Source organism: Mycobacterium paraense, assembly GCF_002101815.1.
Taxonomy (GTDB): Bacteria; Actinomycetota; Actinomycetes; order Mycobacteriales; family Mycobacteriaceae; genus Mycobacterium; species Mycobacterium paraense.
In genome coordinates, this window is the sequence record NZ_LQPM01000008.1 from 233423 (window position 1) to 258461 (window position 25039).

Annotated in this window: 25 protein-coding genes; 9 read left to right on the top strand and 16 right to left on the bottom strand. The window is 69.1% G+C overall.

Translation table 11 applies throughout. From position 1 onward, the window contains the following. Nucleotides 1-17 precede the first annotated feature (17 nt). Nucleotides 18-635, top strand: coding sequence for a TetR/AcrR family transcriptional regulator (locus tag AWB89_RS07795; RefSeq protein ID WP_085102380.1), 618 nt, complete (start codon nt 18-20; stop codon nt 633-635). Between the two features lie 83 nt (nt 636-718). Then, nucleotides 719-1978, top strand: coding sequence for a chloride channel protein (locus AWB89_RS07800; protein ID WP_085172673.1), 1260 nt, complete (start codon nt 719-721; stop codon nt 1976-1978). On the opposite strand, the gene AWB89_RS07805 is transcribed toward AWB89_RS07800, so the two are convergent. Continuing rightward, nucleotides 1975-2820: a MaoC/PaaZ C-terminal domain-containing protein gene (locus tag AWB89_RS07805; protein WP_085102377.1), complete on the bottom strand. Its 846-nt coding sequence runs from the start codon at nt 2818-2820 to the stop codon at nt 1975-1977. The genes AWB89_RS07800 and AWB89_RS07805 overlap by 4 nt on opposite strands. After that, nucleotides 2820-4184, bottom strand: a complete 1365-nt coding sequence (locus AWB89_RS07810; RefSeq protein WP_085172675.1) for a 3-oxoacyl-ACP reductase — start codon at nt 4182-4184, stop codon at nt 2820-2822. Before AWB89_RS07810 ends, AWB89_RS07805 begins: the two co-directional genes overlap by 1 nt. A 161-nt stretch (nt 4185-4345) precedes the next feature. Between AWB89_RS07810 and AWB89_RS07815 the strand changes: the two genes are divergently transcribed. After that, nucleotides 4346-5656 carry an acetyl-CoA C-acetyltransferase gene (locus tag AWB89_RS07815; RefSeq protein ID WP_085102375.1) on the top strand — a complete coding sequence of 437 codons (1311 nt, stop codon included), beginning with the start codon at nt 4346-4348 and terminating at the stop codon, nt 5654-5656. Between the two features lie 265 nt (nt 5657-5921). Here AWB89_RS07815 and AWB89_RS07820 read toward each other — a convergent pair whose 3' ends face one another. Beyond that, the gene (locus AWB89_RS07820; protein WP_085102373.1) at nt 5922-7757 is read right to left on the bottom strand and encodes an acyl-CoA dehydrogenase; all 1836 of its coding nucleotides are present in this window, start codon (nt 7755-7757) and stop codon (nt 5922-5924) included. A 198-nt stretch (nt 7758-7955) separates the two neighbouring features. On the opposite strand from AWB89_RS07820, the gene AWB89_RS07825 reads away from it, so the two are divergent. After that, nucleotides 7956-8987 carry an isopenicillin N synthase family dioxygenase gene (locus AWB89_RS07825; protein WP_142282481.1) on the top strand — a complete coding sequence of 344 codons (1032 nt, stop codon included), beginning with the start codon at nt 7956-7958 and terminating at the stop codon, nt 8985-8987. 6 nt (nt 8988-8993) lie between these two features. Beyond that, nucleotides 8994-9482 (top strand): flavin reductase family protein, encoded by a 489-nt coding sequence (locus tag AWB89_RS07830; RefSeq protein ID WP_085102371.1) that lies wholly within the window; start codon nt 8994-8996, stop codon nt 9480-9482. A gap of 21 nt (nt 9483-9503) precedes the next feature. Here the strand turns inward: AWB89_RS07830 and AWB89_RS27485 are convergent, their stop codons facing one another. The 5 genes from AWB89_RS27485 to AWB89_RS07850 form a co-directional block, all read right to left on the bottom strand. Then, entirely contained in the window at nt 9504-9659 is a 156-nt protein-coding gene (locus AWB89_RS27485; protein WP_169716583.1) for a hypothetical protein, read from the bottom strand. Nucleotides 9660-9689: 30 nt separating this feature from the next. After that, nucleotides 9690-10436: a succinate dehydrogenase/fumarate reductase iron-sulfur subunit gene (locus tag AWB89_RS07835; RefSeq protein ID WP_085102369.1), complete on the bottom strand. Its 747-nt coding sequence runs from the start codon at nt 10434-10436 to the stop codon at nt 9690-9692. Beyond that, nucleotides 10436-12349, bottom strand: a complete 1914-nt coding sequence (locus tag AWB89_RS07840; protein ID WP_085102367.1) for a fumarate reductase/succinate dehydrogenase flavoprotein subunit — start codon at nt 12347-12349, stop codon at nt 10436-10438. Before AWB89_RS07840 ends, AWB89_RS07835 begins: the two co-directional genes overlap by 1 nt. A gap of 40 nt (nt 12350-12389) precedes the next feature. Next, on the bottom strand, nt 12390-13217 hold the full coding sequence (locus AWB89_RS07845; protein WP_085172677.1) for a hypothetical protein: 828 nt from the start codon (nt 13215-13217) through the stop codon (nt 12390-12392). Between the two features lie 78 nt (nt 13218-13295). Continuing rightward, nucleotides 13296-13601 carry a hypothetical protein gene (locus AWB89_RS07850; RefSeq protein WP_085103078.1) on the bottom strand — a complete coding sequence of 102 codons (306 nt, stop codon included), beginning with the start codon at nt 13599-13601 and terminating at the stop codon, nt 13296-13298. Between the two features lie 92 nt (nt 13602-13693). On the opposite strand from AWB89_RS07850, the gene AWB89_RS07855 reads away from it, so the two are divergent. Then, nucleotides 13694-14452, top strand: a complete 759-nt coding sequence (locus AWB89_RS07855) for an isocitrate lyase/PEP mutase family protein (RefSeq protein WP_085172754.1) — start codon at nt 13694-13696, stop codon at nt 14450-14452. Between the two features lie 13 nt (nt 14453-14465). Here the strand turns inward: AWB89_RS07855 and AWB89_RS07860 are convergent, their stop codons facing one another. Then, nucleotides 14466-14963, bottom strand: a complete 498-nt coding sequence (locus tag AWB89_RS07860; protein WP_085172679.1) for a winged helix-turn-helix transcriptional regulator — start codon at nt 14961-14963, stop codon at nt 14466-14468. Between the two features lie 106 nt (nt 14964-15069). Here AWB89_RS07860 and AWB89_RS07865 point away from each other — a divergent pair, with 106 nt between their 5' ends. Then, on the top strand, nt 15070-15609 hold the full coding sequence (locus AWB89_RS07865) for a DUF302 domain-containing protein (RefSeq protein ID WP_085172681.1): 540 nt from the start codon (nt 15070-15072) through the stop codon (nt 15607-15609). Nucleotides 15610-15667: 58 nt separating this feature from the next. Here AWB89_RS07865 and AWB89_RS07870 read toward each other — a convergent pair whose 3' ends face one another. After that, nucleotides 15668-16108, bottom strand: a complete 441-nt coding sequence (locus AWB89_RS07870; RefSeq protein WP_085102359.1) for an Hsp20/alpha crystallin family protein — start codon at nt 16106-16108, stop codon at nt 15668-15670. 224 nt (nt 16109-16332) lie between these two features. Between AWB89_RS07870 and nirB the strand changes: the two genes are divergently transcribed. Together nirB and nirD are read left to right on the top strand one after the other, a co-directional pair. After that, on the top strand, nt 16333-18906 hold the full coding sequence (nirB, locus tag AWB89_RS07875; protein WP_085172682.1) for a nitrite reductase large subunit NirB: 2574 nt from the start codon (nt 16333-16335) through the stop codon (nt 18904-18906). Further along, entirely contained in the window at nt 18903-19250 is a 348-nt protein-coding gene (gene nirD, locus AWB89_RS07880) for a nitrite reductase small subunit NirD (protein WP_085102355.1), read from the top strand. The genes nirB and nirD overlap by 4 nt, the downstream gene beginning before the upstream one ends. A 4-nt stretch (nt 19251-19254) precedes the next feature. Here the strand turns inward: nirD and AWB89_RS07885 are convergent, their stop codons facing one another. The 6 genes from AWB89_RS07885 to AWB89_RS07910 form a co-directional block, all read right to left on the bottom strand. Continuing rightward, nucleotides 19255-19707, bottom strand: a complete 453-nt coding sequence (locus tag AWB89_RS07885; RefSeq protein ID WP_085102353.1) for a TetR/AcrR family transcriptional regulator — start codon at nt 19705-19707, stop codon at nt 19255-19257. A gap of 31 nt (nt 19708-19738) precedes the next feature. Continuing rightward, the gene (locus tag AWB89_RS07890) at nt 19739-20515 is read right to left on the bottom strand and encodes a sirohydrochlorin chelatase (RefSeq protein ID WP_085172683.1); all 777 of its coding nucleotides are present in this window, start codon (nt 20513-20515) and stop codon (nt 19739-19741) included. Then, on the bottom strand, nt 20506-21657 hold the full coding sequence (locus AWB89_RS07895; protein WP_085172684.1) for a uroporphyrinogen-III synthase: 1152 nt from the start codon (nt 21655-21657) through the stop codon (nt 20506-20508). The genes AWB89_RS07890 and AWB89_RS07895 overlap by 10 nt, the downstream gene beginning before the upstream one ends. 77 nt (nt 21658-21734) lie before the next feature. Beyond that, nucleotides 21735-23132, bottom strand: a complete 1398-nt coding sequence (locus tag AWB89_RS07900; RefSeq protein WP_085102347.1) for a nitrate/nitrite transporter — start codon at nt 23130-23132, stop codon at nt 21735-21737. Nucleotides 23133-23546: 414 nt separating this feature from the next. Then, nucleotides 23547-24092 carry a GNAT family N-acetyltransferase gene (locus tag AWB89_RS07905; protein ID WP_085102345.1) on the bottom strand — a complete coding sequence of 182 codons (546 nt, stop codon included), beginning with the start codon at nt 24090-24092 and terminating at the stop codon, nt 23547-23549. A gap of 35 nt (nt 24093-24127) precedes the next feature. Continuing rightward, complete coding sequence (locus AWB89_RS07910) at nt 24128-25039, bottom strand: 5-oxoprolinase/urea amidolyase family protein (RefSeq protein ID WP_085172685.1); 912 nt, start codon at nt 25037-25039, stop codon at nt 24128-24130.

The following is a 25039-nucleotide window of genomic DNA, read 5'->3' on the forward strand; positions in this document are numbered from 1 at the left end:
CGTGAAAGGGCAGCGTGATGGCGGGTGGTACCAAGCGGTTACCCCGTGCTGTCCGCGAACAGCAGATGCTCGACGCCGCCGTGCAGATGTTCTCCGTCAACGGCTACCACGAGACCTCGATGGACGCCATCGCCGCCGCGGCGGAGATCTCCAAGCCGATGCTGTATCTGTACTACGGCTCCAAGGAGGACCTGTTCGGCGCCTGCCTGGATCGCGAGCTGGGGCGGTTCGTCGATGCGGTGCGCGCCGACATCAACTTCGCCCAGAGCCCGAAGGACTTGCTGGGCAACGCGATCGGGTCGTTCATGCGCTACATCGACTCGAACCGCGCGTCCTGGATCGTGATGTACACCCAGGCCATCAGCTCGCAGGCGTTTGCGCACACCGTGCGCGAGGGGCGCGAGCAGATCATCGACCTGGTCGCCGAGCTGATGCGGGCCGGCAGCCGCACCCCTCGGTCGGACGCCGAGTACCAGATGATGGCGGTGGCGCTGGTGGGCGCGGGCGAGGCGATGGCCAACCGGCTGTCCACCGGGGACATCGGCGTCGACGAGGCGGCCGAGCTGATGATCGACCTGTTCTGGCACGGCCTGCGGGGCACGCCGGAGGACCGGGAAGCCGCCGCGGCCGGCTAGCGGCGCTGCCGCGGACGCGGCAGCAACGTCCCAGCCGGGCGCTGCGGGTCGCCACCATCGAACCGGACCCCTACATTCGTGGGGTGGCCTCCTCGGCGTCCCGCCGCAACCTCGATTTCTTCTGCGCGGTGGTGATCGTCGGACTGCTGGCCGGGCTCGCCGGGCTGGCGACGACGGCGGTGCTGCGCTTCGTCGAGCACGCCACGTACCACTACAGCTTCGGCACGTTGCTGGCCGGGGTCGCGGGCACCAGCCCGGTCCGCCGCGTGGTGGGGCCCATGGCCGGTGCCGCGCTGGCGGGGTTCGGCTGGTGGATCCTGCGCCGCCGCGCCGAGGTGCCGCCGCTCGCGCGGACCGTCGCCAACCGGGAGCGGATCCCGCGGGTGGCGTGGAGCGTCGACGCCGTGTTGCAGGTGCTGCTGGTCGGGTCCGGGGCGTCGCTGGGCCGGGAGGGCGCACCGCGCCAATTCGCCGCCGCCCTGGGCGATTTCGGCACCGCGTGGTTGAAGCGGCTGTCCGCGCACGACCGGCAGGTGTTGTTGGCGTGCGCGGCCGGGGCCGGGCTCGGCGCGGTGTACGCCGTTCCGCTGGCCGGCGCGCTGTTCGCGGTGCGGATCATGCTCAACACCTGGCATCCGCGTGCGCTGGGCGCGGCGTGTCTGACCTCGAGCCTGGCCGTCGCGATCTGTTCGGCCGCGACGCACGACCAGCCGACCCTGAACTGGCCCAGCGCCGAATCGTCGTACGTGCTGACCGCCCACGGGCTGATGCTGGCGCCGCTGACCCTCGTGGTGGGCCTGGCGTTCAACCGCCTCATGGCAGCGGCCCGCCCGGCGCGGGTGATGCGGACGTGGGTGCTGATCCCGGCGCTGGCCGGGGCGGGCCTGGTGATGGGCGTGTGCTCGCATTGGTGGCCGGAGCTGCCCGGCAACGGCCGCAGCATCCTGACCGTCAGCCTGGCCAGCCGCATGACGCTGTCGGCGGCCCTCATCATCCTGGTGCTGAAGCCGCTGCTGACGGCGCTGTTCCTGCGGGCCGGCGGGGCGGGCGGGATGCTCACGCCGTCGTTGGCCACCGGGGCGGCCGCGGGGTCGGCGCTGGTGCTGGCGATCAACTGGGCCGCCGGGACGCACCTGCACACGCCGGCGGTGTCGCTGGCCGGGGCCGCCGGGGTGCTCGCGGTCACGCAGGGCTCACCGATCTGGGCCGCGATCTTCGTCTGGGAGCTCGCCCACCCGCCGCTCTGGCTGTTCCTGCTGTTCCTGCTGACCGCCTGCGCCGCATACGGATTGAAGGTGTTGGCGCTCGGTCGCCGGCCCGCCGCGCCGGCGCGCAAGGGCTAGAGGGCCCGGACGGTTCCGGTCAGATAGGGGTATCCCTTGGCGACGTTGCGCAGCGAGAGGTCCCAGCCCCCGTCGTCACCCTGGTCGATGTACAACCCCGCGGTGCCGGGCAGCACCAGCGGCTTACCGAACCGCACCGAATACTGCACCTGGTCGGGGAGCCGGGCCTCGATGTTAGCCAATACCGCTGCGGCGCTGAACATCCCGTGCGCGATGACCGTCGGGAATCCGAACAGCTTGGCGGCGATCGGGTTGGTGTGGATCGGGTTGTGGTCGCCGCCGACCACCGCGTAGCGGCGGATCTGCCCGGGGCTGACCCGCAGCACGGTGCTGGGCGGCGGCAGCTTCGGCTGCTTCTGCGGCGGCGGCTTGGGCTCGTCGGACAGGCTGGTGCGCTGCTGATGAAGGAAGGTGGTCACCTGGTGCCACGCGTCCTCGTTGCCGACGCTGACGTCCGTCACCAGGTCCACCAGCAGGCCCTTGCGGTGCTCGCGCAGGTTCTCGGCGTGCACGCGCACGCCGACCGTATCGGTCACCGCGATCGGCCGGTACTGCGTGATGTGGTTCTCGGTGTGCACGGATCCCATTGCCGCGAAAGGAAAGTCGAAGCCGGTCACCAGCGACATCATCGTGGGAAAGGTCAACGCGAACGGGTAGGTCAGCGGCACGTGATTGCCGTAGCGCAGACCCGTCACCCCCGCGTACTCGGCCACGTTCGTGTGGTCGATGGGCAACTCGTCGACGGTGACCGTGCGGGTCGGCAGCTGGTCCGAGCGGGGCACCAACGGCAGGGCCCCGGCCGCCGCGCGCAGCATGTTTCTCAGGCCGCTTGGCTGGCTCATCATGCCCCCAGCATCGCCTGGCCGCAGACGCGAATGACGTTGCCGGTCACCGCGTTCGAGGCCGGGCTGGCGAAGTAGGCGATCGCCTCGGCGACGTCGACGGGCTGCCCGCCCTGCAGCAGCGAGTTCATCCGGCGGCCCACCTCGCGCGTGGCCAGCGGGATGGCGGCCGTCATCTGGGTTTCGATGAATCCCGGCGCGACGGCGTTGATCGTGATGCCCTTCTCATACAGCTCCGGCGCCAGCGCCTGGGTGAGGCCGATCATGCCGGCCTTGGTGGTGGCGTAGTTGGTCTGCCCGCGGTTGCCCGCGATGCCGGCCATCGACGACAGGCCGATCACCCGGCCCCCTTCCCCGATGCTGCCGTTGCCGATCAGGCCTTCGGTAAGCCGTTGCGGGGCAAGGAGATTGACGGCCAGAACCGAATCCCAGCGGGCGTCGTCCATGTTGACCAGCAGCTTGTCGCGGGTGATGCCGGCGTTGTTGACCAGGACGTCGGCGTGCCCGGCGTAGTGGTCGCGCAGGTGCTCGGCGATCTTGTCGACGGCGTCGTCGGCGGTGACGTCCAGCCACAGCGCGGTGCCCCCGACCCGGCTGGCGGTTTCGGCCAGCGTCTCGGCGGCCGACTCCACGTCGATCGCGACCACGCGGGCCCCGTCGCGGGCGAACACCTCGGCGATGCAGGCCCCGATGCCGCGGGCGGCGCCGGTGACGATCGCGACCTTGCCGTCCAGCGGCCGGTCCCAGTCGGCCGGCGGCGTGGAATCGGCCTCCCCGACGTAGAAGACCTGGCCGTCGACGTACGCCGACTTGCCCGACAGGATGAACCGCATCGTCGATTCCAGGCCGGTGGCCGCCGGTTTGGCGGCCGGCGAGAGGTACACCAGCTGCACGGTGGCGCCGTTGCGCAGCTCCTTGCCCAGCGAGCGGGTGAAGCCCTCCAGCGCGCGCTGCGCGATCCGCTCGTCGGTGCTGGCCGCGGCGTCGGGCGTGGTGCCGACCACGACCACGCGGGCGCTGTGGCCCAGATTGCGCAGCACCGGGGTGAAGAACTCGTGCAGGGCCTTCAGCCCCGCCGGGGTGGTGATCCCGGTGGCGTCGAACACCAGGCCGGCGAACTGGTCGGCCCAGCGGCCGCCGAGGTTGGCGCCCACCACGTCGTAGTCCTTGGCCAGCGCCGCGCGCAGCGGCTCGACCACCCTGCCGTCGCCGCCGATCAGCAGGGATCCGGCCAGCGGCGGGTCGCCCGGCCGGTAGCGGCGCAGGTTCTCGGGCTGCGGGACGCCAAGTTGCTTTGCCAGAAACGATCCGGGCCCGGAGTTGACGACCTGCGAGAACAGATCGGACGAGCGCTTGGGAGCCACTGAGCTGCCTTCCATTTCGTTCGGGTTCGTTCGGGTGGTGGGGTGCCCGTTATCGGCCAACCGTATCGGGGACGAACTTACTTCAGAGTAAGAACAGTGGGTAGTATGGCCTGTGACGGCCGGTTCAAGACTGGTGTACCCGGAGATGCACGGAGAGAAAAGTGGCCCCTGAGAGCAAGAGCAGGCGACCCGTCGCGGTATTGGGCGGCAATCGCATTCCATTCGCGCGGTCCGACGGCGCCTACGCGGAGGCGTCCAACCAGGACATGTTCACCGCGGCCCTGGACGGGCTGGTGGACAGGTTCGGTCTGGCCGGCGAGCGGCTGGGCGCGGTCGTCGGCGGCGCGGTGCTCAAGCACAGCCGCGACTTCAACCTGACCCGCGAATGCGTGCTCGGCTCCGCGCTGTCGTCGTACACGCCGGCGTTCGACATCCAGCAGGCGTGCGGGACCGGCCTGCAGGCCGCGATCGCCGCGGCCGACGGGGTGGCGTCCGGCCGCTACGAGGTCGCCGCCGCCGGCGGGGTGGACACCACCTCCGACCCGCCGATCGGCCTGGGCGACAACCTGCGTCGCCAGCTGCTCAAGCTGCGCCGGTCCAAGTCCAACCTGGAGCGGCTCCGGCTGGTCGGCACGCTGCCGGCCACCCTCGGGCTCGAGATCCCCGCCAACAGCGAGCCGCGCACCGGGCTGTCGATGGGCGAGCACGCCGCCATCACCACCAAGCAGATGGGCATCAAGCGCGTCGACCAGGACGAGCTGGCCGTGGCCAGCCACCGCAACATGTCCGCCGCCTACGACCGCGGCTTCTTCGACGACCTGGTCACGCCGTTCTTGGGGCTGTACCGGGATGACAACCTGCGGCCCAACGCGGGCACCGAGAAGCTGGCGACGCTGCGCCCGGTCTTCGGCGTGAAGAACGGCGACGCGACGATGACGGCCGGCAACTCGACCCCGCTGACCGACGGCGCCTCGGTGGCGTTGCTGGCCAGCGAGGACTGGGCGGCCGCCCACTCGCTGGAGCCGCTGGCCTTCCTGGTGGACGCGGAGACCGCCGCGGTCGACTACGTCAACGGCCGCGACGGGCTGCTGATGGCCCCCACCTACGCGGTGCCCCGGCTGCTGGCCCGCAACGGGCTGAGCCTGCAGGACTTCGACTTCTACGAGATCCACGAGGCGTTCGCGTCGGTGGTGCTGGCGCACCTGCAGGCGTGGGAATCCGAGGAGTACTGCAAGGAGCGGCTGGGCCTCGACGCCGCGCTCGGCTCGATCGACCGGTCCAAGCTCAACGTGAATGGGTCGTCGCTGGCGGCCGGCCACCCCTTCGCCGCCACCGGCGGGCGGATCCTCGCGCAGGCCGCCAAGCAGCTGGCCGAGAAGAAGGCCGGGCAGAAGGGCGGCGGGACCGTCCGGGCGCTGATTTCGATCTGCGCCGCCGGCGGCCAGGGCGTGGCCGCGATCCTCGAGGCCTGACCGGCCGCCGATGATTTCGGTCACACCGGGTTACTAATGCCCGGGGCGGGGTACCCCCTCGTCCGGATAGCCCCGTGTTGTGGTCTGACCCCCCGACCCCGACGGCAATACGGGGCATCCCTTTAGGTTGCCGCCCGTCAGCGCGGATGGGCGTGTGAAACGGGCCGCCGCTGGAGTGAGGGGATCCAGCGGCGGTCCTTTTCGCATGCCCGCCCAATACAAAAACCCCGCTTCCAGGTGGAAGCGGGGTTTTCGTTGAGGACCGTCAGAACGCGGCCTCGTCGAGCTCCATGATGTCGTTGTCCAGCGTCTCGATGACCTCGCGGGTCGCGGCCAGCAGCGGGAGGAAGTTCTTCGCGAAGAACGACGCCACCGCGACCTTGCCCTCGTAGAAGGACCGCTCGGCACCGCTGGCGCCGGCGTCCAGCGCCGCAACGGCCACCGCCGCCTGACGCTGCAGCAACCAGCCGATGACCAGGTCGCCGACGCTCATCAGGAAGCGCACGGAACCCAGGCCCACCTTGTACAGGCTGGTGACATCCTCCTGCGCAGCCATCAGGTAGCCGGTCAGGGTCGCCGCCATGGCCTGGACGTCGGCCAGCGCCTTACCCAGCTGCTCACGCTCCGTCTTCAGCCGCCCGTTGCCGGACTCGCTGTCGACGAACTTCTGGATCTGGTCCGACACGTGGGCCAGCGCCACACCCTTGTCGCGGACGATCTTGCGGAAGAAGAAGTCCTGCGCCTGGATGGCCGTGGTGCCCTCGTAGAGCGAGTCGATCTTCGAGTCACGGATGTACTGCTCGATCGGGTAGTCCTGCAGGAAGCCGGACCCGCCGAGCGTCTGGAGGCTCTCGGTCAGCTTGGCGTAGGCCTGCTCGGAGCCCACACCCTTGACCACCGGCAGCATCAGGTCGTTGACCTTGACCGCCAGCTCGGCGTCCACCCCGTGCAGCGCCTCGGCCACCGCCGCGTCCTGGTAGGTCGCGGTGTACAGGTACAGCGCGCGCAGACCCTCGGCGTAGGCCTTCTGGGTCATCAGCGACCGGCGCACGTCGGGGTGATGCGTGATGGTCACCCGCGGGGCGGTCTTGTCGGTCATCTGGGTCATGTCGGCGCCCTGCACGCGCTCCTTGGCGTATTCCAGCGCATTCAGGTAGCCGGTCGACAGGGTGGCGATGGCCTTGGTGCCGACCATCATGCGCGCCATCTCGATGACGTCGAACATCTGCGCGATGCCGTTGTGCACCTCGCCGACCAGCCAGCCCTTGGCAGGCACGCCGTGCTGGCCGAAGGACAGTTCGCAGGTGGCGGAGACCTTGAGGCCCATCTTGTGCTCGACGTTCGTCACGAAGACGCCGTTGCGCTCGCCCGGCTCGCCGGTCTCGAAGTCGAACAGGAACTTGGGCACGATGAACAGCGACAGCCCCTTGGTGCCTGGCCCGGCGCCCTCGGGGCGGGCCAGCACCAGGTGAACGATGTTCTCGAACAGGTCGTCGGAGTCGGCGGACGTGATGAACCGCTTCACGCCGTCGATGTGCCAGGAGCCGTCCTCCTGCTGGACGGCCTTGGTGCGGCCCGCGCCCACGTCCGAACCGGCGTCCGGCTCGGTGAGCACCATGGTCGCGCCCCAGCCGCGCTCGGCGCAGAGCACCGCCCACTTCTTCTGCTCCTCGGTGCCGAGGTGGTAGATGACGTTGGCGAAGCCGGCACCGCCGCCATACATCCACACGGCGGGGTTGGCGCCCAAGATGTGTTCGTGCAGCGCCCATACCAGCGCCTTGGGCATCGGCATGCCGCCCAGCGCCTCGTCGATGCCGGCCTTGTCCCAGCCGGCCTCCTGGACCGCGCGCACCGACTTCTTGAAGTTCTCCGGCAGCGTCACCGAGTGGGTCTCGGGGTCGAAGACCGGCGGGTTGCGGTCACCCTCGACGAACGACTCCGCGACCGGCCCCTCGGCCAGCCGGCTGATCTCGGTCAGCATCTCCTGGGCTGTGTCGACATCCAGGTCGCTGTACTCGCCCTGGCCTAAAGCCTTGTCAACGCCGAAAACTTCGAACAGGTTGAACACCTGGTCACGGACGTTGCTCTTGTAGTGGCTCACTACGTTCCTCCTCGTTGAGAATGCCACTTGTGGTTGGGTACTAGGTCTAAGTTACCCACCAGTAACTGCCCTAAAATATATCCGTTATTTGCGTCAGCGCAAGCGAGTGTGAGCTACATTGCAGCAGCTAACTAACCAACCGGTTGGGCAGCCCGGTACTAGCCCATTGACCTGCGGGGACGCTCGCCGGGGACGGACGTGAGTCGCGTCACTGCGTTGCCCGTGGTGGACCTGCGGGCCGCCCCGGCGCCGCTGCGGGAGAGCCTCCGGGAGGCCGCTCACGAGGTCGGATTCTGCTACCTGATCGGCCACGGCGTACCCGAGGCGCTGGCCGGCAGGGTGCTCGCCGCGGCCCGGCGGCTGTTCGCGCTGCCCGACGCCGACAAGGACGCCATCGCGATGGTGCGCAGCCCGCACTTCCGCGGCTACACGCGGCTGGGCGGCGAGCTGACCCAGGGCCGGGTGGACTGGCGCGAGCAGATCGACCTCGGGCCCGAACGGCCCGCGATCGGCGGGCCCGGCAAGCCGGACTACCTGTGGCTGCAGGGCCCGAATCAGTGGCCGCCGGCCCTGCCCGAGTTGCCCGGGATCATCGCCGAGTGGGACGCCGCGCTGTCCGCGGTGGCGCGAACCCTGCTCGGGCATTGGGCGGCGTCGCTGGGCAGCGCTCCCGACGTCTTCGACGCCGCCTTCGCCGACGCGCCCGCCACGCTGATCAAGGTCATCCGCTACCCCGCCCGCGCGGCCAGCTCGCAGGGGGTGGGCGCCCACCGCGACGCCGGCGCGCTGACGCTCTTGTTGGCCGAGCCGGGCAGCCGCGGGCTGCAGGTGCGGCGGCGGAGGGGCGGCTCCGACGGCTGGATCGACGTGCCGCCCGTGCCCGGGGCCTTCATCGTCAACATCGGCGAGCTGCTCGAGGTGGCGACCGGCGGCTACCTGAGGGCCACCGAACACCGGGTGAACCTGGACGGTCCAGCGGCGGAGCGGATTTCGGTGCCGTACTTCTTCAACCCGCGGCTGGACGCGCAGCTGCCGGTGCTGTCGCTGTCGCAGGAATTCGCGGCGCTGGCCGCCGCACGGCACGACCCGGCCGACCCGATCTTCTCGGTGTACGGCCGCAATGCCTGGAAGAGCAGGCTGCGGGCGCATCCGGATGTGGCGGCCGCGCACGGATACTCGGCAGGTAGGGTCGACAGCGAGAATTCCGTTCTCGGCTCAAAGGAGCGATGAAGTCCGGTGAATTCGAACAGCAATCTCACGCCGTCGTCGCTGCGTGAAGCCTTCGGCCACTTCCCGACCGGGGTGGTGGCCATCGCTGCCCAGGTCGACGGCGTGCGGGAAGGCTTGGCGGCCAGCACCTTCGTCCCGGTCTCGCTGGAACCGCCGCTGGTGTCGTTCTGCGTGCAGAACACCTCGACCACGTGGCCGAAGCTCAAAGGCGTGCCGACCCTGGGCATCAGCGTGCTGGGCGAGGCCCATGACGTGGCCGTGCGGACGCTGGCCGCCAAGACCGGTGACAGGTTCGCCGGCCTGGAAACGGTCTCCAGTGAAACGGGCGCCGTCTTCATCAAGGGCACGGCGCTATGGCTGGAGAGCGCGATCGAGCAACTCATCCCGGCCGGGGATCACACCATCGTGGTGCTGCGGGTCAGCCAGGTCACGGTGGACGCCGAAGTGGCGCCGATCGTCTTTCACCGCAGCGAATTGCGCCGGCTCGGCGTCTAGCCGGCTCGACGCGGACGCGCCCTAGGGGCGGTGGCCGAGTTCTTCCCGATAGCTGTCGATGCGCCGCTCGATCTCGGCCGCGTCATCCTGCCGGCCCTCTTTGCGCGCGAGTTCGGCGCGGACCGACAGCTCGCGGATCGCGGTGCGGATCTCGTTGACGCTGGTGGTTCCTCGCATGGGGTGCGGGTACCCGATGCGGACGGGGCCTTAACGGCGGAACAGCTTGTTACCCAGCCACACGACGGGGTCGTATTTCCGATCCGCGACCCGCTCTTTCATCGGGATCAGCGCGTTGTCGGTGATCTTGATGTTTTCCGGGCACACCTCGGTGCAGCACTTGGTGATGTTGCAGTAGCCGAGGCCGTGGGATTCCTGCGCCTGGTTGCGCCGGTCCAGCGTGTCCAGCGGGTGCATCTCCAGCTCGGCGATGCGCATCAAGAAGCGCGGGCCGGCGAACGCCTTCTTGTTCTCCTCGTGGTCGCGGACCACGTGGCAGACGTTCTGGCACAGGAAGCACTCGATGCACTTGCGGAACTCCTGCGAGCGCTGCACGTCCGCCTGGGCCATCCGGTATTCCCCGGGCTGCAGATCCTTCGGCGGCGCGAAAGACGGGATCTCCCGGGCCTTTTCGTAGTTGAACGAGACGTCGGTGACCAGGTCGCGGATCACCGGGAACGTCCGCAGCGGCGTGACGGTCACCACCTCGTCCTCGGCGAACGTCGACATCCGGGTCATGCACAGCAACCGGGGGTAGCCGTTGATCTCCGCCGAGCACGATCCGCATTTACCGGCCTTGCAGTTCCATCGGACCGCGAGGTCGGGGGTCTGGGTCTGCTGCAGGCGATGGATGATGTCGAGCACCACCTCGCCCTCGTTGACCTCGACCGTGAAGTCCTGCAGCGCGCCGCTGGCGTCGTCGCCGCGCCACACCCGCATGGTGGCGTTGTAGCTCATTAGCCTCTCCGTCCTGGGTGGTCGGCCAGCTCTTCGTCGGTGTAGTACTTCTCCAGCTCGGAGATCTCGAAGAGCTCCAGCAGATCGGACCGCATCGGCGTCTGGTCCTCGCGCGTGATGGTGACGTCGGGGATGACGTCGTCACCGCCCGCCGCGCGGCACACCAGCAGCACCTTGCGCCACGACGAATCCATCGACGGGTGGTCGTCGCGGGTGTGGCCACCGCGGCTTTCGGTGCGTTCCAGCGCGGCCTTGGCCACGCACTCGCTGACCAGCAGCATGTTGCGCAGGTCGATGGCCAGGTTCCAGCCGGGGTTGTACTGGCGGCCGCCCTCCACATGGATGTTCTTGAACCGCTCGCGCAGCTTGTCGAGCCGGCCGAGGGCCTCGGAGATCTCCTCCGACTTGCGGATGATGCCCACCAGATCGTTCATCGACTGTTGCAGCTCCAGCTGCAGGGTGTAGGGGTTCTCGCCGGCGCCGTCGGCGGGTCCCTCGAAGGGGGCCAGCGCCCGCCGGGCCGCCGCGTCGACGGCGTCCTGGGCGACGGCCGGGCGGCTGCTCAGCGCGCGCACGTAGTCGGCGGCGCCCAGGCCGGCCCGCCGGCCGAACACCAGCAGGTCGGACAGCGAGTTGCCGCCCAACCGGTTCGAGCCGTGCATGCCGCCGGAGCACTCACCCGCCGCGAACAGCCCGGGCACCGTGGCCGCGCCGGTGTCGGCGTCGACCTCGACGCCGCCCATCACGTAGTGGCAGGTCGGCCCGACTTCCATTGGCTCCTTGGTGATGTCGACGCCCGCCAGCTCCTTGAACTGGTGGTACATCGACGGCAGGCGCCGCTTGATCTCCTCGGGCGTCAGCCGGGACGCGATGTCGAGGTACACCCCGCCGTGCGGGGTGCCCCGGCCGGCCTTGACCTCGGAGTTGATCGCGCGCGCGACCTCGTCGCGCGGCAGCAGGTCCGGGGTGCGGCGGGCCGAGTCGTTGTCCTTGAGCCACTGGTCGGCCTCTTGCGCGGTCTCGGCGTACTGGCCTTTGAACACCGGCGGGATGTAGTCGAACATGAACCGCTTGTCATCGGAGTTCTTCAGCACGCCGCCGTCGCCGCGGACGCCCTCGGTGACGAGGATCCCCTTCACGCTGGGCGGCCACACCATGCCCGTCGGGTGGAACTGGACGAACTCCATGTTGATCAGCGACGCGCCCGCCCGCAGGGCCAGCGCGTGCCCGTCGCCGGTGTACTCCCAGGAGTTCGACGTCACCTTGAACGACTTGCCGATGCCGCCGGTCGCCAGCACCACCGCGGGGGCCTCGAACAGGACGAAGTTGCCGCTTTCGCGCCAGTAACCGAAGGCCCCGGCGATCGCGTCACCGTCCTTGAGCAGTTCGGTGATCGTGCATTCGGCGAAGACCCTGATCCGCGCCTCGTAGTCGCCGAGCTCGGCGAAGTCCTCCTGCTGCAGCGAGACGATCTTCTGCTGCATGGTGCGGATCAGCTCCAGGCCGGTGCGGTCACCGACGTGCGCCAGCCGGGGGTAGGTGTGCCCGCCGAAGTTGCGCTGGCTGATCTTGCCGTCCTTGAGGCGGTCGAACAGCGCGCCATAGGTCTCCAGCTCCCAGACCCGGTCGGGGGCCTCCTTGGCGTGCAGCTCGGCCATCCGCCAGTTGTTGAGGAACTTCCCGCCGCGCATGGTGTCGCCGAAGTGGGTCTTCCAGTTGTCTTTCGGGTTGGTGTTCCCCATCGACGCGGCGCAGCCGCCCTCGGCCATGACCGTGTGGGCCTTGCCGAAGAGGGACTTGCACACCACCGCGACCTTGAGGCCGCGTTCCCGCGCCTCGATGACCGCGCGGAGCCCCGCGCCGCCGGCACCGATGACGACTACGTCGTAGGAGTGCCGTTCGACCTCAACCATGAAACCCTCGCTAAGTTCCGATTCTATTTCAAATGGCTTGTCAGCCAACAAATCTCAGGTCAGGAATGGTGCCGCTGGCCACCAGCGCGATGTAGAAATCGGTGATCATCAGCGTGCCCAGCGTGATCCAGGCGTACAGCTTGTGCCGGGTGTTGATGCGGCTGACCTGCGTCCAAATCCAGTAGCGCACAGGATGCTTGGAGAAGTGCTTGAGCCGCCCACCGGTGACGTGCCGGCAGGAGTGGCAGGACAGCGTGTAGATCCACAGCATGACGACGTTGCCGACCAGGATCAGGTTGCCCAGCCCGAAACCGAATCCGCCCGGCCCGCTGTCGGAGTGGAACGCGACGATCGCGTCGTAGCTGTTGATCACCGAGATGATGCAGGCGATGTAGAAGAAGTACCGGTGGCTGTTCTGAATGATCAGCGGGAAGCGGGTCTCGCCGGTGTAGTGCGCGCGGGGCTCTGCCACCGCGCAGGCGGTGGGCGACTGCCACACCGTGCGGTAGTAGGCGCCGCGGTAGTAATAGCAGGTGAGCCGGAACAGCAGCAGGAACGGCAGCGAGAGCGCCGCATACGGCAACCACCAGACGTCCGGCAGGAATTGCGGCCAGATGTCGCCGGCCTCCCCGCAGGCCTTGCTGAGGCACGGCGAGTAGAACGGCGTCAGGTAGTGGTACTTCGGAACGAAGAAGTAATTCTGCTGGAACGCACGCGCCGTCGCGTAGATGACGAATGCGGCGAAACCCAGGTCGATCCGCAGCGGCGACATCCACCACCGGTCGGTGCGTAGGGTCCGTTGCGGGATGTTGGCGCGCGTCGGTGAAAAGACACCTGACGCAGGACGGTTCGCCGTGGGTGCGCTCATCTAGTGTTCCTCTTCGAACGGGCTGTTGGTCGAAGGGTACACAGAGAGCACCCCCTGATTTGCGGGGGGCTTGGGTTGTCAGGACCTGTTGTGACCCCCGACACCCTCGTCGTCGACATCGCGCCAAAAATCGCTGTCGTATTGGGTGTCGGGAATGGCGATTTTCTCGCCGGAGTGCTGCACCGTTGCGCGGGCCAGATCCAATTCGGAGATATCGGAATCGAGCAACTCGACGTCGGAAAGGATCCGGTCGGCGTCGATGACGATGCGGCGCATCGCCGGGCTGTCGCCGTACCGCGCCCGCAGCGAGTGCACGCACCGTCGCAAGCCGCCGATGAGGTCGTGCAGTTCGGCGAGTTCAGCAGTGCCAGTTGGGCTCGTCAACGGTTCTCCTCGGATCTCCCCGCGCTTGACGGTGTCACGGATCACAGTACGCCCTCGATACTAGCCACCGCGGCGGCCTAATGTCGGAGACCATGACAGGCCCAACGATCGCCGCGCGGGCGACGGCGCTGCTCGAGCTGCACCAGCCGGGCAACCCGGTGATCCTGCCGACGGTGTGGGACGCGTGGTCCGCCCGTGTCGCCACCGACGCCAGATTCGCCGCCCTGACCGTCGGCAGCCATCCGCTGGCGGATTCCGTCGGCAAGCCCGACGGCGAGGGCATGTCGTTCGAGGACGTGCTCGCGCGCGTCGCGCAAATCACGGCGGCCGTCGAGGTGCCGGTGTCGGTCGACATCGAATCCGGGTACGGGCAGGCGCCGGCGCGGCTGATCGAGGGCCTGCTGGGCGCGGGCGCGGTGGGCCTGAACGTCGAGGACACTGTGCATGCCGAGGGCAAGCGGCTGCGGTCGGCCGGCGAGCACGCCGAACTGGTCGCGGCGCTGCGGTCGGCCGCCGACGCGGCCGGGGTGCACGTCGTGATCAACGCCCGCACCGATCTTTTCCTGCGCAAGGACGGCGACGATGCCGACCGGGTCGAACGGGCGATAGCGCGGTTGACCGAGGCGGCTCAGGCGGGCGCGGACGTCCTGTACCCGGTGGGCCGACACGACCCGGACACGTTGCGGCGCTTGGCCACCGAGTTGCCGCTGCCGATCAACGCGATCGCGCTGCCCGACCGAGACGACCCGGCATCGTTCGGCCCCCTGGGCGTCGGCCGGATCAGCTTCGGCCCCTATTTGCAGGCCGCGCTCGCCGGACGCGCCAAGGAGCTGCTGGCCCGCTGGGCCTGACCGGGACCGGCCTTCAGATCGGTTCCAGCATCCGGTGCGGCCGCCGAAGCGCGCGGCTGACCGGATCGTCGCGGCTCGGATTGCGCGGTTTCGGCGGCGGGTGCGCGACGAGGTCGGCGACGTCGGGAACCTGCGCGCATCGGTGGCACACGCGGTCCGCACCGATGACGCCCCCGCAGTCGGCATGGCGGTAGGTCCTCCTGTTGGGCTTGTCGACGTAGTTCTCGTTGCCCCAGGTGATCATCGACCAGATCAGCGGCCATAGCTGCCTGCCCTTGGCGGTCACCCGGTAGTCACCCGAATCCTTGGTCAGCACGCGTTGTTCGACCAGGAAGCCCAGCCTTTCGGACAGCACCGCTTTCGGGATCCCGAGATGGCGCTGCAGGTCGCTGAAGCGCCGCGCCCCGTAGAAGGCGTCGCGCAGGATCAGCAGTGTCCACCGTTCGCCGACGATCTCCAGGGACCGCGCGATGGGGCAGCTCTCGGCGGGATATTCGCGGGGAAGGGCCACGGCGTCGATGCTACGCCTTGTGGGTTCGTTCACCGAACCATATACTCGACGGGAAGGAGTTCATTCACCGAACCAATGTGCGGCCTGCGAAGCGAAGAGGAAGACGATGACGACCAGCGTTCAACCGGCCGAATGCACCGTGGTGCCGCACTCGATGAATCGCATCGACGTGGCCACCGGCGTGGAATTCGACGAATTCCGAACCGCTTTCGAGAAGGCCGCGCCGCCGTTCGACCGGAACTCGGTGCAAGAGATCGTCGCGCGCGGGGGCAGCTGGGACGACGTCCTCGCGGCCGCGGCGCGCAACGCCCCGCACGGCCTGATGGTCTACGCCACCATCGACGCCCTGCCCCTGCTAGGCCTCGCGGGCCACACGACGAAGGCGGTGGAGTACCTGCTCGGCAACCACACGATCGCCGAGACCATGTTTCGGCACGACGCGAGGGCGCTGTTGTATGCGCCCCTGCGCGTGCTCGTCTACGCCGACGCCGACGGCAATGCCGTGTTCTCGATGGACCAGCCCAGCGCGGCGTTCGGCAGCCTGGGCATCGCCGCGGTGACCGCGGTGGGCGAGCAGCTCGACCGCAAGGTGGCAAACCTGTTGCGGGTCATCGGAATCGACGCCGCCGCCGCCTTCGGGTGCTAGACGCGCCGAATCCGGCGGAGTCAGATGCCCCGCCGGATTCGTCGCGGTTGACCGCGAATTACTTGGTGATCGCGATGCGCTGCGGCTGGGCCCCGGCGTACGCCCCGGCGACCCGGACCGTCAGCACGCCGGCGTCGTAGGACGCCGCGATGGCCTCGCTGGTGACGTGCGCGGGCAGCTGGAACGTCCGGCGGAACGAGCCGTAACGAATCTCCCGCAGCGTCCGGCCGTTCTGCTCTTCCGCGTGCTCGTCGCGGTGTTCGCCGTGGATCACCAGGCGGCCGTTCTCCACCTCGACGTTGACGTCCTTGTCTACGTCCACGCCGGGCAGTTCGAGGCGCACGACGGCGTCATCGCCATCCCTGACGACCTCGGCGGCCGGGGTGAATCCGCTGGTGACCGGCTTGAACCAGTCGGTCGCTGCCGCGGGGCCGAAAAAGTCGCGCAGCCACCGGTCGGTGTCCCAGGCCGGTCGCGACCACAATGCGAGGTTGCTCATGGGGTTCTCCTTTTGCTTCCTTGTGCTTCCTTGTGAGTTTGCTGTGACCGGCGCGCTGCCGGACGGCTATTTCTAGAAACTTGAGTCTGCCCCGCTTAAGTTCCACTCGGGCGTTCGCCGGCAGCGAACACCTTCACAGCGGCCGTTGTGAGGTGTGAGGGCGCCGTCATGTGGGTGTCACATTCCGCGATTTTTCCTTAATTTGGGGCCCCTACCCTCATGGCATGGCCCAATCCGAAACCGCGCGTGAGCACTGTGCCGCGCGTCACGTCATTGTGGTCGGGCACGGCATGGTTGGCCACCGCATGGTCGAGGCGCTCCGTGCCCGCGACACCGAGGGGTATTGGCGTATCACGGTTTTGGCGGAGGAGGCCGACGCGGCGTACGACCGCGTCGGCCTGACCTCCTACACCGAAAGCTGGGACCGGTCGCTGCTGGCGCTGCCCGGCAACGACTACGCCGGCGACGATCGGGTCCGGCTGCTGCTGAACGCGCGCGTCACCGAAATCGACCGGGCGACAAAGTCGGTGGTGACCGCCGACGGTCAACGGCACAGCTACGACGCCCTGGTGCTGGCCACCGGGTCGTATGCGTTCGTCCCGCCCGTTCCCGGCCATGACCTGCCGCTGTGCCACGTCTACCGCACGCTCGACGACCTCGACGCCATCCGGTCCGACGCCCAGCGCACCCTGCGGGCCGGCCGCGCTTCGGGGGTGGTCATCGGCGGCGGCCTGCTGGGGCTGGAAGCCGCTAATGCGCTGCGCCAGTTCGGTTTGCAGACGCACGTCGTCGAGATGATGCCGCGGCTGATGGCCCAGCAGATCGACGAGGCCGGCGGTGCGCTGCTGGCCAGGATGATCACCGAGCTCGGCATCGAGGTGCACGTCGGCACGGGCACCGAGTCCATCGAATCCGTCGACCACGCCGACGGCTCGACGTCGGTGCGGGTGCGCCTGACCGACGGCGACGTCATCGACGCCGGCGTGGTGATCTTCGCGGCCGGGGTCCGGCCGCGCGACGAGCTGGCGGCCGCCGCCGGGCTGACGCGGGCCGAGCGGGGCGGCGTGCTCACCGACTTGTCCTGCCAGACCAGCGATCCCGACATCTACGCGATCGGGGAGGTCGCCGCGATCGAGGGGCGCTGCTATGGCCTGGTCGGGCCGGGCTATACCTCCGCCGAGGTGGTGGCCGACCGGCTGCTGGACGGCGCCGCGGAATTCCCAGAAGCGGACCTGTCGACGAAGCTCAAACTGCTGGGCGTCGACGTCGCCAGCTTCGGTGACGCCATGGGCTCGACCGAGAACTGCCTCGAGGTCGCCATCAACGACGCGGTGAACCGGACGTACGCCAAACTGGTGCTGTCCGACGACGCCAAAACCCTGCTCGGCGGGGTGCTGGTGGGCGACGCCTCGTCATACGGGGTGCTGCGGCCCATGGTCGGCAGCGAGTTGCCGGGCGATCCGCTCGCGCTGATCGCGCCGGTCTCGTCGGACGGCGGGGCGGCCTTGGGCGTTGGGGCGCTGCCGGATTCGGCGCAGATCTGCTCCTGCAACAACGTCACCAAGGGCGACCTGAAGGGCGCGATCGCCAGCGGCTGCGCCGACGTTCCCGCGCTGAAGTCGTGCACCGCGGCGGGCACGTCGTGCGGGTCGTGCGTGCCGTTGCTCAAGCAGCTCCTGGAAGCCGAGGGCGTGGAGCAGTCCAAGGCGCTGTGCGAGCACTTCAGCCAGTCGCGGGCCGAGCTCTTCGAGATCATCTCCGCCACCGAGATCCGCACGTTCTCCGGGCTGCTGGAGCGCTTCGGCAGCGGACGGGGTTGCGATATCTGCAAACCCGTGGTCGCCTCCATTTTGGCGTCCACCGGTTCCGACCACATCCTCGACGGCGAGCAGGCCTCGCTGCAGGACTCCAACGACCACTTCCTGGCCAACATCCAAAAGAACGGCAGCTACTCGGTGGTCCCGCGGGTGCCCGGCGGTGACATCAAGCCGGAGCACCTCATCCTGATCGGCCAGATCGCGCAGGACTTCGGGCTTTACACCAAGATCACCGGCGGTCAGCGGATCGACCTGTTCGGCGCGCGCGTCGACCAGTTGCCGCAGATTTGGCAGCGGCTCGTCGACGGCGGCATGGAATCCGGCCACGCCTACGGCAAGGCGCTGCGCACGGTGAAGAGTTGCGTGGGCAGCGACTGGTGCCGCTACGGCCAACAGGATTCGGTGCAGCTGGCCATCGACCTGGAGCTGCGCTACCGCGGCCTGCGCGCCCCGCACAAGATCAAGCTCGGCGTCTCGGGTTGCGCGCGGGAGTGCGCCGAGGCGCGCAGCAAGGACGTCGGCGTGATCGCCACGGAGAAGGGGTGGAACCTCTACGTCGGCGGCAACGGCGGCATGACGCCCAGGCACGCTCAGCTGCTGGCCAGCGACCTGGACACCGAGACGCTGGTCCGCTACGTCGACCGGTTCCTGATGTACTACATCCGGACCGCCGACCGGTTGCAGCGCACCGCGCCGTGGGTCGAGTCGCTGGACGGCGGCCTGGATCACGTCCGCGAGGTCGTGTGTGCCGACTCCCTGGGCCTGGCCGGCGAATTCGAGGCCGCAATGGAGCGGCATGTGCAGAACTACAAGTGCGAATGGAAGGGCGTGCTGGAGGACCCGGACAAGTTGTCGCGGTTCGTCTCCTTCGTCAACGCCCCGGACGCCGTCGACTCGACGGTGACCTTCACCGAGCGTTCCGGACGCAAAGTACCCGTGCCCATCGGCATGCCGAGGGTCCGTGTGGGAGAGGAATCATGACAGTTCTCAACGACATTCAGGTATGGACCACCGCCTGCGCCTACGACCGGCTGATCCCGGGTCGCGGCGTCGGGGTGCTCCTCGACGACGGCACGCAGGCGGCGCTGTTCCGGCTCGACGACGGGTCGGTGCACGCGGTCAGCAACATCGACCCCTTTTCCGGGGCGGCGGTGCTCTCGCGCGGTATCGTGGGGGACCGCGGCGGCCGTGTCACCGTCCAATCCCCGTTGCTCAAGCAGGCTTTCGCGCTCGAGGACGGTTCCTGCCTGGACGACCCGCGGGTCTCGGTGCCGGTGTATCAGGTGCGGGTGACGCCCGAGGGCGAGGTCCAGATCGCCGCCTGAGCGCTCAGCGGGTGATGTCGCCGACCAGGTAGCGCTGCATCGTCGGGCCGATGGCGTCGACCAGCGTGTCGACCGGCATCGAGTGCAGCGGCTCGGAGCGGATGCCGTAGCGCATGATGCCGAGGCCGACCAGCTGGGAGGCGCACAACGACGCCCGCACGGCCACCTTGTCGGCGCCCAGCATCTTCAGGATCGGGCCGAAAACCGGGCCGATGAACATGGCCTCGACGATTTCGGCGGTCTTGGCCATGCCGGTGGAGGCGACCGCACTGGCCGCGAAGGGGCCGCCGCCGGCCGCGTCCCAGGTGGTGATCAGCATGTGCAAGGTTCGCCGGCCCACCTGGTTCACCCCGCCGGTGACGATCCGATCGATGAACTCCGGTGTGCCGAAGGGCAACCGCAGCATCTTCGCCACCGGGTCAAGGAGCCCGCGCGAGGGCTCTTCGCGGCGAGGCATGAAGCCAGAATCGCCGGTATGTGAGCAAAGATCAAGCGTCGCGCGCCGCGGCGCGCCTCTTCGGGTGGGGCCCTTGGGCCATCAGGAGGCTGGGCCGGCGCGACGCGTGCCGCGCCGCGACGGGGACGAGTCCGGGCGCGGCCCGGCGGAACCGGTTCGCGACGAGCCGGGCCAACCCGGGGTGGGTGCCCAGCGGTTGGCTCACCACGTCGGCGCCGCTGGCCAGCAGGCGTTGTTGAAACAGGCCGTCGGCCAGGAGGTAGGAGGCGACCACCACGCGCCGTGCGCCGCCGCGCCGGGCGGCGGCCACCGCGTCGTCCACCGACGGACCCCCGCTGGCCGCGAATCCCAGCCGCACCCGCGCCCCGACGATCGCCGACAACGTCGTCGCGGTGACGTGCAGGTCCGCGCGCGCCCGCGGATCCGTGGTGCCCGCCGCCGCGAGGACCACCGAATCACCCAGCCGCCAGCCGGATTTCACCAGCTGGTCGGCGAGTATCCGCGCGATCTCGCCGCTCGGCCCCAGGGCGGGGGCGAGCGTGACGTGCGGGTGGCCGCTGGCCGCGAGATGGGCGGGCAGGTCGGTGCGCACGTGATAGCCCCGCGACAAGAACGCCGGCACCACGACCGCCGGGCGGCCGCCGGCCGCCGCCCGCGACAGCACCTCGCTGGGGCTGGGACCCAACACGTCGACGAACGCGACCTGCACCCGGCGGTCGAGCATTGCGCTCACCCGCGCCGCGAGGTCGCCGATCATCGCGACACCGCCCGGGCGGCGGGTGCCGTGTGCGGCGAGGATCAGGTCCACGGGTCGCCCATGGGATCGTCGACGGCGAGCCGGTAGCCGCGCTTGACCACGGTGGCGACCATGTTCTTGTCGCCCAACGCAGTTCGCAGCCGGAGCACGGCCGTGTCGACCGCATGCGGATCGTTGCTGTTGCCCGGCAGCACCCGCAACAGTTCGGTGCGCGCGACGACGTCGCCCGGCCGTTGCGCCAGCGCGCGCAGCACCGACATCCCCGACGGCGACAGCAGTTTGATCGCGCCGTCCACCAGCACGCAGGTGCCGCGGATGTCGAGCGTGTGCCCGGCCACCTTGACGGTGCACGAGCCGAGCAGCGGTAACTCCTCGGCGATGTGCCGGGCCAACGCCCCTAACCTCATTCGCTCGGGCGCCGATGTCGGTACGCCTTTGCGGATCAGCGGTTTGGACGTCACCGGGCCGACGCACATGGCGTGCACGTCGCTGCGCAATGCCCCCAGCACCTGGTCCTCGATGCTGAGCTCGCGGCTGCGTTCCAGCACCGCGGCGGCGGCGGGCGCCGAGGTGAACGTGACCGCATCGAATTGCCGGCGCGCGATCCCGGTGACCAGCTGGTCGAAATCGCCGCCCAATGGTGTTGGCTTCCAGCGGTAGACCCGGATGGGGATCACTTCGGCCCCCGCGAAGCGCAGCCCGCCGAGGAACTCCGGGAACGGGTCCCAGGCGTCGGCGGCGCCGTGCAGCTGGATGGCGACCCGCAGCCCGGACACTCCCGACTCGAGCAGATACTCGAGCACCTCGTGTGAGGATTCGGACTCAGGGGACCACTCCTCGTGCAGGCCGGCGGCGCGCACCGCCCCGGTCCCCTTCGGCCCGCGGGACACGATCCGCGCCGACGACAGCGACGCGACGAGCTGGTTGGCCAGGCCCCACCCCTCGGCGGCGGCGAGCCAGCCGCGAAATCCGATGCCGGTGTGCACCACCAGGATGTCGGGCGGGTCGGCGATCAAAGCCTCTGTGTGACGGTGCAATTCGTCATCGTCGGGCAGCGCGATCATGTTGATCGCCGGGGCGCTGCAAACCTCCGCGCCCTGCCGGCTCAAGAGCGCGCACAGCTCCTCGGCGCGGCGGGCGGACGTGACCGCAACCCGGTAGCCGGTGAGCGGCGCGGATTTTGGTTGGGCCATATGACCTGTGTATGCCTGTGACATTTCCGATGCGTTACCGCGCAATTGCTGACGGATTGCCCCTGTTGCGACCACCATCACACGCGGACGGCCTCGGCTTCCAGGACCGCTCCCGTCCTGCTCGCGGCGGGGGCCGGCCGGCGCACGTACAGCATCCAGGTCATGACCGCGGCGACGAAGTAGGAGGCCAAAAAGATCCAATACGCCGACGTCTCGGTGCCGCTGCTGAGGTAGGACTGGCGCAGCGCCATGTTGATTCCGACGCCGCCCAGCGCGCCGACCGCGGAGCAGATGCCGATCAGCGCGCCCGATTTCGCGCGCGCCCACCGGCGGCGTTCGGCCTCGGTGAGGTCCAGCCCGCGCCCGCGCGCCTCGTAGATCGAGGGGATCATCTTGAACACCGACCCGTTGCCCATCCCGGACAGGACGAACAGCACCATGAAGCCGACGACCGAGCCGACCATGCTGACCGGACGGCCGGCGGCGTGGTGGTCGTCCAGGGTGCTGAGGGTGACCAGCAGCCCGGCGCCCAGGATCATGCCGCACAGGACGCCCAGGGTGACGCGGCTTCCGCCGCGGCGGTCGGCCAGCCTGCCGCCATAGATCCGCGCCAGCGACCCCAATAGTGGCCCCAGGAAGGCGATCTGGGCGGCGTGCAGCGCGGCGTGCCTGGCGGTTTCCCCGTTGTCCACGAAGTTGACCTGCATCACCTGGCCGAAGGCGAAGGAAAAACCGATCCAGGAGCCGAAGGTGCAGATGTAGAGCAGGGAGATCACCAGGGTGTCGCGCTCGAACAGGATCGAGCGCATCGTGGCCACCTCGGTGCCGTGATGCACGTTGTCCATGAACAGCACGGCCGCGATGCCGGCGAGGGCCAGCAACACCAGGTAGACCGCGCACACCCAGTACGGCGCCTGGTGCCCCGCGGTGGCGAGCACCAGCAGTCCGACCAGCTGGATGACCGCGACCCCGAGGTTGCCCACGCCCGCGTTGATCGCCAGCGCCGCACCCTTGAGGCGCTGCGGGTAGAAGGCGTTGACGTTGGCCAGCGAGGCCGCGTAGTTGCCGCCGCCCAGGCCGGTCAGCGCGGCACAAATGACGTAGGGCCACAGCGGGAGCCCGGGGTTGGCCAGCAACCCGATGGTGCCGGCGGTCGGGATCAGCAGCACGAACGCCGAGAACGCCGTCCAGTTGCGGCCGCCGAAGGCGGCGATTCCCAGCGTGTACGGTATGCGCGCGCAGCCACCGGCCAGGGTGGCGACGGCGCCCAGCAGCAACTTGTCGCCGGCCGAGAAGCCGTAGACCGACGCGGGCATGAACAGGGCCATGACGGGCCACAGTGTCCAGATGGAAAAGGCGACATGGTCGCCGGCTACGGTGCAGAGCAGGTTGCGGCGCGCGATCCTCTTGTTGCCGGCATCCCAAGCCGCCGTGTCTTCCGGATTCCAATCCGTGATGCGGTGGCTGCGGCCCATGCGGTGTGCACCTTTCTGTCAAACTCTTCGAGCGGGTTCGTCCCGGGCGGCGACGACGATGTCGCCGGGATATCGCGCGCTCGTACCGGCGAAATCGCCTGGGCGCGTTGATGACTGACTGCTGCCAACCGCGGGCGCGCCAATTGGCTCGCGCAAGGCCGCGCGAACGAAGAGACTTGCCCCGCCGTATGTTTCGATGCTCACATTAAAGACGGAACTGCGTCAACTCGATCCGGCCGATATCGCCTGTAAGTTGAATCCCAGTTATCTGGTAAATAGCTGAGCAACAATTCGGCAACGGTAATGGCCGCGGCCTCAAGTGATTTGGCGCGGCCGCTGGATTTAGTGTGAGCTGGAATACATTTCGTTTAAAACGTAATTCCCCGTTGTGACGTGACGGCGAAATTCGCCTTGTTACCAGACGTCGCCCGCGCGCCAGTCACACGCCAGAGGCGCCGAGGTGTCCAGTCTGATGCCGACGGGCAGCACGTACACGCCGCCGTCGTCGTCGGGTGTGCGGACCGGGCCGGTCGGGGCCAGCACCGACGTCGGCCCGCGCCAGGGCAGCCACCCGCGCGCCGCGTATACCCGGCGGGCGGCGTCGGACGAGCTGGCCGCACCCACTTGGTAGGCGCCGCGGATCACCTGCTCCACGCCGTCGAACAGGGCGTGCACCAGGCCCTGCCCCCGGCAGTCCTCCCGCACCGCGACCCCTTCGACGTAACCGCACCGCAGCGCGTCGTCGCCGTAGAACAATCGCCGCTGGATCACCGCGGCGTGCGCGATGATCGCGCCGTGCTGCCAGATCAGGGCATGCATGCCGCCCAGCGTGTGCTCCCAGTCGTCGTCGGTGAAATCTCCGGCGAACGCGGTGGTCACCATCTGGCAGACGCGCTGCCGGGTCTCGCCGTCCAGGTCGGCGGTGTGGACCAGGCGTGCGGTGTGGACCTGGGCTTGCACACTCCTTGTCTACCAGCCCCGTCCAGCGGCCCGCGCTAGGAGAACGGCCACCCCGCGTCGCTCGAGGCGGGCCGACCCGCCGCGCGGGGCCTGGCCCAGTGCAGCCGCACATACTGGCCGGGCCGCACCTGGGCGACCTTGTCGATGTCCTCGTCGGTGACCACGCCCACCACCGGGTAGCCGCCGGTCACCGGGTGGTCCGGTCCCAGGATCACCGGTAAACCGTTGGGCGGCACCTGGATCGCGCCGCGGGTGGTTCCCTCGCTCGGCAGCTGGCGGTCGGGGTACCGGTGCTGCAGCGGCCGGCCCTCCAGCCGCATCCCGACCCGGTCGCTGCGGTCGGATGCCATCCAGATGGTGTGCACGAGCGCGTCGGGATCCACCAGCCAGTCGTCGCGCGGCCCCGGCACCGCCCGCAGCTCCACCAGATGCCCGGCGATGCCGGCCACCGGGGCCTGATCCAGTTCGGGGTAGTCGTCCGTGTGCGCGCCGACCGCCAGCCGGTCGCCGGCCCGCAGCGGCGGCGGGCCGATCGCCGACATCACGTCGTAGCTGCGCGATCCCAGGACCGGCTCGGCGCAGATGCCGCCGCGCACCGCCAGGTACGTCCGCAGGCCGGCGCGCGGGGTGCCCAGGGTGATCACCTGTCCGTCGCGGACATGGTGAATGCTGTTGGTGCCGAACTCGATTCCGTCCACGGTGGGGTCCGTGTCGGCGCCCGTCACCGCGATGTCGACGTCGCCCCCGCAGACCCGGGCGCACAGGCCGCCGAACGTCACCTCGACCGTCGCGCGGTCGTCGGGGTTGGCGACCAGCCGGTTGGCCAGCCGGTGGGCGCTGCGGTCGGCGGCCCCCGAACGGCTGACGCCGAGGTGGGCCAGCCCCGGACGGCCGAGGTCCTCGACGACGGCGAACGGGCCGGTGCGCAGGATTTCCAGGGTCACCAT

Coding starts and splice junctions, on each gene's coding strand:
- AWB89_RS07795 (WP_085102380.1), top strand. CDS start 18: ATGGCGGGTGGTACCAAGCGGTTACCCCGTGCTGTCCGCGAACAGCAG.
- AWB89_RS07805 (WP_085102377.1), bottom strand. CDS start 2,820: ATGAGCCAGCCAAGCGGCCTGAGAAACATGCTGCGCGCGGCGGCCGGG.
- AWB89_RS27485 (WP_169716583.1), bottom strand. CDS start 9,659: ATGCGAGGAACCACCAGCGTCAACGAGATCCGCACCGCGATCCGCGAG.
- AWB89_RS07835 (WP_085102369.1), bottom strand. CDS start 10,436: ATGAGCTACAACGCCACCATGCGGGTGTGGCGCGGCGACGACGCCAGC.
- AWB89_RS07840 (WP_085102367.1), bottom strand. CDS start 12,349: ATGGTTGAGGTCGAACGGCACTCCTACGACGTAGTCGTCATCGGTGCC.
- AWB89_RS07845 (WP_085172677.1), bottom strand. CDS start 13,217: ATGAGCGCACCCACGGCGAACCGTCCTGCGTCAGGTGTCTTTTCACCG.
- AWB89_RS07855 (WP_085172754.1), top strand. CDS start 13,694: ATGACAGGCCCAACGATCGCCGCGCGGGCGACGGCGCTGCTCGAGCTG.
- AWB89_RS07865 (WP_085172681.1), top strand. CDS start 15,070: ATGACGACCAGCGTTCAACCGGCCGAATGCACCGTGGTGCCGCACTCG.
- AWB89_RS07870 (WP_085102359.1), bottom strand. CDS start 16,108: ATGAGCAACCTCGCATTGTGGTCGCGACCGGCCTGGGACACCGACCGG.
- nirB (WP_085172682.1), top strand. CDS start 16,333: ATGGCCCAATCCGAAACCGCGCGTGAGCACTGTGCCGCGCGTCACGTC.
- nirD (WP_085102355.1), top strand. CDS start 18,903: ATGACAGTTCTCAACGACATTCAGGTATGGACCACCGCCTGCGCCTAC.
- AWB89_RS07885 (WP_085102353.1), bottom strand. CDS start 19,707: ATGCCTCGCCGCGAAGAGCCCTCGCGCGGGCTCCTTGACCCGGTGGCG.
- AWB89_RS07895 (WP_085172684.1), bottom strand. CDS start 21,657: ATGGCCCAACCAAAATCCGCGCCGCTCACCGGCTACCGGGTTGCGGTC.
- AWB89_RS07900 (WP_085102347.1), bottom strand. CDS start 23,132: ATGGGCCGCAGCCACCGCATCACGGATTGGAATCCGGAAGACACGGCG.
- AWB89_RS07910 (WP_085172685.1), bottom strand. CDS start 25,039: ATGGTGACCCTGGAAATCCTGCGCACCGGCCCGTTCGCCGTCGTCGAG.